Source organism: Actinomadura sp. BRA 177 (assembly GCF_013372625.1).
Lineage (GTDB): Bacteria > Actinomycetota > Actinomycetes > Streptosporangiales > Streptosporangiaceae > Spirillospora.
The window spans coordinates 1-8,437 of the sequence record NZ_JABXFD010000292.1; the positions used below are offsets into that span (position 1 = coordinate 1).

The 8,437-nt window shown below is 72.3% G+C and carries 7 protein-coding genes; 6 read left to right on the top strand and 1 reads right to left on the bottom strand.

Annotated features, from left to right (window positions below; all coding sequences use genetic code 11):
• Nucleotides 1-322: 322 nt before the first annotated feature.
• The 5 genes from HUX53_RS13675 to HUX53_RS13695 are packed head-to-tail and all read left to right on the top strand — an operon-like array spanning nucleotide 323 to nucleotide 6,748.
• The gene (locus tag HUX53_RS13675; RefSeq protein ID WP_176403559.1) at nucleotides 323-2,350 is read left to right on the top strand and encodes a serine/threonine-protein kinase; all 2,028 of its coding nucleotides are present in this window, start codon (nucleotides 323-325) and stop codon (nucleotides 2,348-2,350) included.
• Between the two features lie 46 nt (nucleotides 2,351-2,396).
• A complete protein-coding gene (locus HUX53_RS13680) occupies nucleotides 2,397-3,734 on the top strand; it encodes a VWA domain-containing protein (protein ID WP_176403560.1) in 1,338 nt (445 codons plus the stop codon).
• A gap of 4 nt (nucleotides 3,735-3,738) precedes the next feature.
• On the top strand, nucleotides 3,739-4,404 hold the full coding sequence (locus HUX53_RS13685; protein ID WP_176403561.1) for an FHA domain-containing protein: 666 nt from the start codon (nucleotides 3,739-3,741) through the stop codon (nucleotides 4,402-4,404).
• A complete protein-coding gene (locus HUX53_RS13690) occupies nucleotides 4,401-5,915 on the top strand; it encodes a hypothetical protein (RefSeq protein ID WP_255205227.1) in 1,515 nt (504 codons plus the stop codon). The genes HUX53_RS13685 and HUX53_RS13690 overlap by 4 nt, the downstream gene beginning before the upstream one ends.
• 17 nt (nucleotides 5,916-5,932) lie before the next feature.
• Nucleotides 5,933-6,748, top strand: a complete 816-nt coding sequence (locus HUX53_RS13695) for a glutamate ABC transporter substrate-binding protein (RefSeq protein WP_176403562.1) — start codon at nucleotides 5,933-5,935, stop codon at nucleotides 6,746-6,748.
• On the opposite strand, the gene HUX53_RS13700 is transcribed toward HUX53_RS13695, so the two are convergent.
• Nucleotides 6,745-7,098 (bottom strand): STAS domain-containing protein, encoded by a 354-nt coding sequence (locus HUX53_RS13700; protein ID WP_176403563.1) that lies wholly within the window; start codon nucleotides 7,096-7,098, stop codon nucleotides 6,745-6,747. The two genes, HUX53_RS13695 and HUX53_RS13700, sit on opposite strands and share 4 nt — an antisense overlap.
• 411 nt (nucleotides 7,099-7,509) lie before the next feature.
• Here HUX53_RS13700 and HUX53_RS13705 point away from each other — a divergent pair, with 411 nt between their 5' ends.
• Nucleotides 7,510-8,181: a 1-acyl-sn-glycerol-3-phosphate acyltransferase gene (locus HUX53_RS13705; protein WP_176403564.1), complete on the top strand. Its 672-nt coding sequence runs from the start codon at nucleotides 7,510-7,512 to the stop codon at nucleotides 8,179-8,181.
• Nucleotides 8,182-8,437 lie beyond the last annotated feature (256 nt).

Consider the following 8,437-nt stretch of genomic DNA (forward strand, 5'->3'; position numbering starts at 1 on the left):
AGATGTGTATAAGGGCCAGCCCCCGCCCCGCCCGTTGCGCCGCTGCCCACCGGGCCGTCCAGCGTCGTCGAGCAGCCCGCGTACCCCGATGGCCCGGTGTCGCCCGTGCGGGCCCCCATGCTCCCGTGGCGTGAGTACTTCGGCGGCCACGGAGGGCCGCACGGGTATTCGCGGGCGGCGCCGGCGCGGATTCCCGCTCCGGCCCCGGTCACCAGGCAGACGCCGTTCGCGCCGCCGACGAGCAGGGAACCTTCGCCGAGCGGGCCCGTCGCGCCCGCTCGGCGAAGGTTCCCTGCTCGTCGGCGGCGCGTCCAGGCGCGGGATGCTCGGCGCCGGGCTCGTCGAGGTCGCGCCCGTCCCGGCCCGCGACCCCGCCTCCGCGATCATGGAGAACCCGGAGGTGCCGGAGAACCGGCGCTTCTGCAGCCGCTGCGACGAGAAGGTCGGGCGCAGCCGCAACGGCAACCCCGGCCGCACCGAGGGGTTCTGCCGCAGCTGCGGGCACCCGTTCTCGTTCACGCCGAAGCTGCACGCGGGCGAGCTGGTCGGCGGCCAGTACAAGGTGCTGGGCTGCCTCGCGCACGGCGGCCTCGGCTGGGTGTACCTGGCCCGCGACCACAACGTGAGCGAGCGGTGGGTCGTCCTGAAGGGCCTGCTCGACACCGGCGACGCCGACTCCCTGGCCGCCGCGACCGCCGAGCGCGCGTTCCTCGCCGAGGTCGAGCACCCCAACATCGTCAAGATCTACAACTTCGTCCGGCACGGCGAATCCGGCTACATCGTGATGGAGTACGTCGGCGGCCGCTCCCTCAAGGACATCCTGCTCAGCACGCGCGCCGAGCACGGCGACCAGGCGTCGCTGCCGCTCGGCCAGGTGATCGCCTACGGGCTGGAGGTGCTGAGCGCCCTCGGCTACCTGCACGGCGTCGGGCTGCTGTACTGCGACTTCAAGCCGGACAACGCGATCCAGTCCGAGGAGCAGCTCAAGCTGATCGACCTTGGCGGCGTGCGGCGCGCGTTCGACGTCGACAGCCCGATCTTCGGGACGCCCGGCTACCAGTCCCCGGAGATCGGCTCGCAGGGCCCGTCGGTCACGTCCGACCTCTACACCGTGGGACGCGCGCTGGCCGTCCTCAGCTTCCCGTTCCGCGGCTATACCGGACGGCATCTGCGCAGCCTGCCGCCCCGCGACGAGGTACCGCTGTTCCAGCGGCACGAGTCGTACTACCGGCTGCTGCGGCGCGCCACGCACCCGGACCCGTCCCGCCGGTTCCAGAGCGCCGCCGAGATGGCCGAACAGCTGACCGGCGTGCTGCGCGAGGTCCTGTCGGCCGAGGACGGACGGCCGCGTCCCGCGCCGTCGCCGCTGTTCGGGCCCGAGCAGCACACCGCCGGCGCCGAGATCGTCGACACGCTGGACACCGCGACGATCCTGGCGCCGCTGGAGCCGCCGGCCGCCGCGGCGGCGCTGCCCGTCCCGCTGGTGTCCGCGTTCGACCCGGCCGCCGCGTTCCTCGCCGGGCTCACCGCCCGCGACCCCGAAGACCTGGCCGCCGCGCTCGCCTCCGCGCCGGTCGCGTCCCACGAGGTGCGGCTGGCGCTGCTGCGCGTCCGCATCGAGCTGGGCGACCTCGACCCCGCCGCCCGGCTGCTGGAGGAGATCGCCACCGAGGCCCCGGACGACTGGCGCGTCGACTGGTACCGGGGCGTCCGCGCCCTCGCCTGCGGGCGGGCGAGCGAGGCCGTCGGCGTCTTCACCGACCTGTACGACCTCGCGCCCGGCGAGCAGGCGCCCAAGCTGGCGCTCGCGTTCTGCTTCGAGACCCTCGACGACATGGGCAACGCCAGCTACTTCTACGAGACCGTCTGGCGCACCGACCCCACCCACGTCAGCGCCGCGTTCGGGCTGGCCCGCTCCTACCTCGCCGCCGGTGACCGGGCCGCCGCCGAACGCGTCCTGGACTCGGTCCCCCGCATCTCCAGCCACTACCTCGCCGCGCAGCTCGCCGCCGTCGCGACCGCCGTCCGGGGCCGCGGCCCCGGCGAGCTGGACGCCGCCGCGCTCATCGAGGCGGGCCGCCGGCTCGCGTCGCTGCGCCTGGACACCGAGCGCGCCGCCGCGTTCACCGCCGAGGTCCTGGAGGCCGCGCTCGGCTGGCTGCGCGCCGCCCGCACTCCGATCCCGGCCGGGTTCCGGCAGCCGATCCTCGGCACGGACCTGGACGAACCGGCCCTCCGCGCCAGGCTGGAGGAGACCTACCGCGTCCTCGCCAAGCTCGCCGACGACGCCGGACACCGGCACGCGATGGTGAAGCGCGCCAACGCCGTCCGCCCGAGGACGCTCTTCTGATCATGAGCACCGACAGGGAGCATGGACACCGACGGGAGCGGGGCAGATGAGCGGGTTTCCGGAGTTCACCGTCCGCGTGGACCAGAACGCCTACCTTCCGGCGGGCGGACGGGAGATGCACGCGATCGTGACCGTGGAGGCGCGCTCGTCAGGGGGCGGTGGCGGCGTCCCGGCCGCGGAGATCATCATCATCGACACGTCGGGGTCGATGTCGTACCGGGGGAAGATGGCCGCGGCGAAGCGGGCCGCGCGGGCGGCGGTCAACGTGCTGCGCGACGGCGTGCACTTCGCGGTGGTCGCGGGCGCCAACCGGCCGCGGATGATCTACCCGCATGGGGAGCGGCTCGTCGCGGCGGACGAGACGTCCCGGCGCAGCGCGGTGAACGCGATCGGACGGCTGGAGGCGGCCGGCGGGACGGCGATCGGATCGTGGCTGCGGCTCGCCGAGCGGCTGTTCACCGGGCACGACGACGCCGTCAAGCACGCCATCCTGCTGACGGACGGCAAGAACCAGCACGAATCGGCCGAGGAGCTGGACGCGGCGCTGCGGCTGTGCGGCGGCAGGTTCCTCTGCGACGCGCGCGGCGTCGGCACCGACTGGGACGTCGCCGAGCTGCGCAAGATCAGCTCCGCGCTGCTGGGCGGGTTCCTGGACGTCCCCGACCCGGCCGACCTGGAGGCCGACTTCCTGGCGATGACGCGGGCCGCGATGAGCAAAGAGGTCGCGGACGTCGCGCTGCGCGTGTGGACGCCGCAGCAGGCGCGGCTCCGGTTCGTCAAGCAGATGGTCCCGGCCGTGGAGGACCTGACCGGGCGGCGGGTCGATTCCGGGAAGCAGACCGGTGACTATCCGCTGGGCGCGTGGGGAGACGAGTCCCGCGAGTACCACGTGTGCGTCGAGGTGCAGCCCGGCGACGTGGGACGGCAGATGCGGGCCGCGTGGGTGAAGCTCCTGGCGGGCGACCAGGTCCTCGGGTCCGGGAACGTCCTCGCCGAATGGACGGACGACGAGGCCAGCTCGACCCGCATCAACCGGCGGGTCGCGCACCACACCGGGCAGTCCGAGCTGGCCGACGCGATCCAGGAGGGCCTGGAGGCGCGGCGCGAGGGCGACGAGGACCGGGCGACCGCCCGGCTCGGGCGCGCCGTCGTGCTCGCGCGGGAGGTCGGCAACGAGCAGATCTCCGGCCTGCTCGACCGGGTCGTGGACGTCGTCGACGAGGCGAGCGGTACCGTCCGGCTGAAGCGCGACGTGTCGAAGGCGGACGAGATGTCGCTCGACACCCGTTCCGTCCGGACCGTCCGGACCGTCCGGACCCGGCACGGCGACGACGCCGGCAAGGACGATGTCGGCAAGGATGACGCCGGCAAGGCAGGGGGCTGAGGCCATGCCGATCTGCCCGAGCGGGCACACGTCCGGGGACGACCAGTACTGCGACGTGTGCGGCGACCGCATCCGCAGCGCTCCCCCCGCGGAGCCGGGCCCGGCCGTGTGCCCGCACTGCGGGACGCCCCGCTCGGGCCGCTTCTGTGAGGCAGACGGATACGACTTCGACACCGGCACCATCTTCACGGTCGAGTTGTCGATCGACCGTGCGGCGCGGGCCGTCCCGATGGTGCAGCCGCCGGCCACGGGCGGTTCGCCGTCCGCGCTGGTCGCGGCCGACCGCGACTACTTCGCATCGGTCGTCGCCGAGATGGGGTCGGACGCGTCCGGTCTCACGTTCCCGCCGTACTGCCCGGAGCGGCGCGTCCCGCTGAGCGGCGAGCAGGTCCGCATCGGGCGGCGCAGCGCGTCCCGGGGGATCGTGCCGGAGATCGACCTGGGCGCGCCGCCGGAAGACCCCGGTGTGTCGCATTTGCACGCCGTCCTGCTGGCGCAGCCGGACGGCACCTGGAACCTCGTCGATCCCGGTTCGACGAACGGCACGACGGTGAACGGCGGCAGCGAGCCGATTCCGGTGAACGTGCCGAAGCCGATGGCGGACGGCGACCGCATCCACGTGGGCGCCTGGACGACCATCACGCTGTCCCTGCAGGAAGGCCCGTCATGACGATGAGTCCCGCGCAGCCGGCGGCTCCCGCTCCCCCCGCACCGGGTCCGCCCGAACCGTCCGATCGGAAACCGCAGCGCGGCGGTCGGCTCCGGACGTTCTTCCGCGGCCGCTGGCTGAAGACGATCCCGGGCCGCATCCGCGCGCACGTGGTGCTGTGCCTGGCCGCGCTCGTCGCGCTGCTCGCCGTCCTGTCCGTGGCGATCGGGAACGCGCGCGACTCCGTCCAGACGATCGGGCACGACGCGGGCCCGCAGGTCGTCGCGACCGGCACGCTGTACTTCGCGCTCAGCGACATGGACGCGCAGGTGTCCAACATCCTGCTGATCGGCCGCGAGCACGACCTCGGCATCGGCTACGACGAGTCGCTCCGCGTGTACGAGAAGCGCCGCGCGGAGGCGGACGCGGCGGCGGTGCAGGCCGCGCAGCTCGCCGGACGCGACCCGGCGCTGAAGCGGACCGTTCAGGAAGTTCTGGACGGCCTCGGCAAGTACGAGCGGCTCGTCGGCCAGGCCATGCAGCTCGACGCCCAGTCGAACCACGCGCCGGGGGAGCTGCCCGACCAGGTCATCGACGCGTACCGGCAGGCGACCGACCTGATGAAGCTGCAACTGCTGCCGAAGGCGTACAACATCACGCTCGACAGCGGCGCGCACGTCCGGCAGTCGTACGAGACGAAACGGTCGGCGGTGCTGACCGGACGCACGTGGGTCGCCATCACCGGCCTCATCGTGCTGCTGCTCCTGATCGCCACGCAGCTGTACCTGGCCCGGACGTTCCGCCGCGTCCTCAATCCGGCGCTCGTGCTGGCGACGCTCGCCACGGTCGTCCTCACCGCAGTCGGCGCGGGCCTGCTGACGGCGCACGCGGGCCATATCAAGACTGCGAAGGAGGACGGGTTCGACTCGATCCTCCAGCTGTCGCGGGCCCGCGCGATCAGTCACAGCGCGTTCGCGGACGAGAGCCGCTACCTCCTCGACCCCGGCCGCGCCGACACCTACGAGCAGACCTACCTCGACAAGTCGCTGTCGGTGATCTACCCGGACCTCGGCGACAAGCCGATCAACCTGGAGAGCTACTACGCGGGCCTGGAGCAGAAGGTCGCCCCGTACAAGCCGGGCCAGGACGACGTCCCGTTCCTCGGCTTCTTCGGGGACGAGGCGCGCACGGTGGACGAAGGCCGCGAAGCGGACGCGCTCGCGAAGACACTCCAGGCGTACCGGACCGTCCAGCGCAACGACCAGCGCATGCGGCAGCTCGCGTCGTCGGGGGACCGGGCCGGCGCCATCGATGTGCGGATGGGCCGCACGTCCGGCGCCATCCGCGACTTCGGCGCGTTCGACGCCGCGCTGAGCGCGCTGACGGCCGTCCACCAGGACGCCTTCGACGAGGCGATCAAGGACGCGGACGGCGGGCTGCGCGGCTGGAACGCCGTCCCGCCCGCCGGCGCCGCCGTCATCGCCCTGCTGGTCCTCGCGGGGGTCCGTCCCCGGCTGGCCGAGTTCCGCTGACCGGAGGAGAGCAAGCCATGCGCGCCATACGAGCGACCGCCGTCCTGCTGACCGCCGGGCTGCTGGCGGGCTGCGGCCTCGGCGGCACCGAGGAGGAGTCCGTCGCCGGCAAGGACTCCCTGGTCATCGGCGTGAAGGCGGACCAGCCCGCGCTCGGCGTCAAGCGCCCGGACGGGACGTACGAGGGCTTCGACGTCGACGTCGCCACCTACATCGCGGGCCGGATGGGCGTCCCGAAGAGCCGCATCAGGTGGAGGACGACGAACTCGTCCGTCCGCGAGGATGCGCTCGCCAAGGGCACCGTCGACATGATCGTCGCGACGTACTCGATCACCGCGAAGCGCAAGATGAAGGTGACCTTCGCCGGCCCCTACTACGTCGCGCACCAGGACACGTTCGTCCGCCCCGACGCCGCGTCCATCCAGAACGTGCGCGACCTGAAGGGCAAGCGGATCTGCGAGGTGACGGGCTCCAACTCCTGGCGCCGCGTCATCGAGGAGCGGCACGTCGCCGCGCGGCCCGTCACCGTCGGCACCTACGGGGCCTGCATGGACGCGCTGGCCGCCGGGAAGCTCGACGCCGTGTCGACCGACGACCTGATCCTCGCCGGGTTCGCCGCCGGCCGCCCCGGGCGGATCATCAACGCGCCGTTCACCGACGAGAAGTACGGCGTCGGCCTGAAGAAGGGCGACCTGCGCGGCTGCGAGGAGGTCAACCGCGCCATCACCGCCATGTACCAGGACGGCACCGCGCAGCGCCTGCTCACCAAGTGGTTCGGCAAGTCGGGGCTGAAGCTGACGACGAGCGTTCCGCAGTTCGAGGGGTGTACCTAGGGCTTGGTGGTGGACGGGAACGCCACGATCGCCTCGCGCAGCGTGTCGTAGATCGGGATGAACTTGTCGATCCCGGTGATGCGGAAGACCCGCGCCACGCGCGGCGGCAGCGCCACCAGCGCGATATGGCCGCCGCGCTCGCCGGCGCGGCGGTTGGCGGCGACGAGCGCGTTCAGGCCCGTCGAGTCGCAGAACGTGACCTCGCGCATGTCGACGACCATCGGCTCCTCGGTGTCGACGACCTCGAAGAGGGTCTCCTCGAACCGCGTCCGGGACACCACGTCGATGTCGCCCTGGACGCGGACGACCGTGCAGCGGTCGTCCCGCATCAGGCTGATGTCGAAGTCCATGGTCACCTCACGCCCCACTCCGGTGGTACCCGGCCATCTCAGGTGACTCCTCAGGATTGCGCACCCGTGCCCGCATTCCAAGCTCTCGCCGGGGATAGGGATCGAGCCCGCGGCCCGTGCCCCGGACCGTAACGCCGTCCCGGACGTCCGTCCGGCCCCGTGTGCAGACTCTACCCGACGCGCCGTCCGGGCCGTCCGGATGCGTCCGGGGACGCCCGGGAAACGCGGCCAATAACTTACTCAAGAGAAACTTACTGGACGGTAAGAAATGGCGTCCAATCTCCCCCCGTCCACCCCTTGACCTGCGGATGGACCATTCCTTACCGACCTCCCGCCAGGTAAGAAGGACGCTGACTCCGGCCCGCATCGGCGCAGAGGTTACAGTGGCGGTGGCGAAATTCGGGAGGCTGGATGTTCTACACGTTCATGACGCGGGTGGTGCGTCCGATCCTGTGGCTGCTATTCCGGCCCCGCGTCGTCGGCGGCGAGAACGTGCCGTCCTACGGGCCGCTGATCGTGGCGAGCAACCACCTGTCGTTCATCGACAGCTTCATCATCCCGCTCGCGGTGCCCCGCCCGGTGACCTACATCGCCAAGGCCGACTACTTCGAGGGCGGCGGGCTGAAGAAGGGCTTCGTCCGCTGGTTCCTCACCAACCTCGGGCACGTCCCCGTCCGCCGCGGCGCCCGCCGCGCCGCGATGGGCGCCCTCGAACAGGCCGCCGAGGTCCTCGACAACTCGGGCGCCTTCGCGATCTACCCGGAGGGCACCCGCTCCCCCGACGGCCGCCTCTACCGCGGCCGGACGGGCGTCGGCTGGCTCGTCCTGGAGTCCGGCGCCCGCGTCCTGCCGGTCGCCCTGGAGGGCACCGAGAAGATCCAGCCCATCGGCGCCGGCTTCCCGCGCGTCTTCGGCCCCCGCCCCACCGTCCGCATCGGCCCGCCCATGGACTTCTCCCACTACCAGGACCTCCCCCCGGCCAAGGCCCGCCGAGCCATCACCGACGAGATCGTCGAAACCATCCAGAAAATGTCCGGCCAGGACTACGCCGCCGAGTACAACGACCGCGCGGAGAAGGCGTAGCGGCGCCCTCCGCTCCGCTAGCGCTCCGCTCCGGTCGCCGCGTAGGTGCGCGCCGCCCCACGGTGGTCAACTCCACTCCGGTCGCTGTGTGGGTGCGCGCTGTCCGACGGGGGGTCGGTTCCGCTGCGGTCGTCGTGTGGGTGCGCGCTGTCCGACGGGTGGTTGGCTCGGCTGCGGTCGTCGTGTGGGTGCGCGCGGCGCCGCGGTGGGGCGCTGCGTCGGCTTTGGGTGGCGGGTGTGGCGTGTCGGTGGGGGG

Excerpts from the sequence above, each read along its gene's own strand:
- HUX53_RS13685 (WP_176403561.1), top strand. The coding sequence starts at position 3,739 with ATGCCGATCTGCCCGAGCGGGCACACGTCCGGGGACGACCAGTACTGC.
- HUX53_RS13700 (WP_176403563.1), bottom strand. The coding sequence starts at position 7,098 with ATGGACTTCGACATCAGCCTGATGCGGGACGACCGCTGCACGGTCGTC.
- HUX53_RS13705 (WP_176403564.1), top strand. The coding sequence starts at position 7,510 with ATGTTCTACACGTTCATGACGCGGGTGGTGCGTCCGATCCTGTGGCTG.
- HUX53_RS13675 (WP_176403559.1), top strand. The coding sequence starts at position 323 with ATGCTCGGCGCCGGGCTCGTCGAGGTCGCGCCCGTCCCGGCCCGCGAC.
- HUX53_RS13680 (WP_176403560.1), top strand. The coding sequence starts at position 2,397 with ATGAGCGGGTTTCCGGAGTTCACCGTCCGCGTGGACCAGAACGCCTAC.
- HUX53_RS13690 (WP_255205227.1), top strand. The coding sequence starts at position 4,401 with ATGACGATGAGTCCCGCGCAGCCGGCGGCTCCCGCTCCCCCCGCACCG.
- HUX53_RS13695 (WP_176403562.1), top strand. The coding sequence starts at position 5,933 with ATGCGCGCCATACGAGCGACCGCCGTCCTGCTGACCGCCGGGCTGCTG.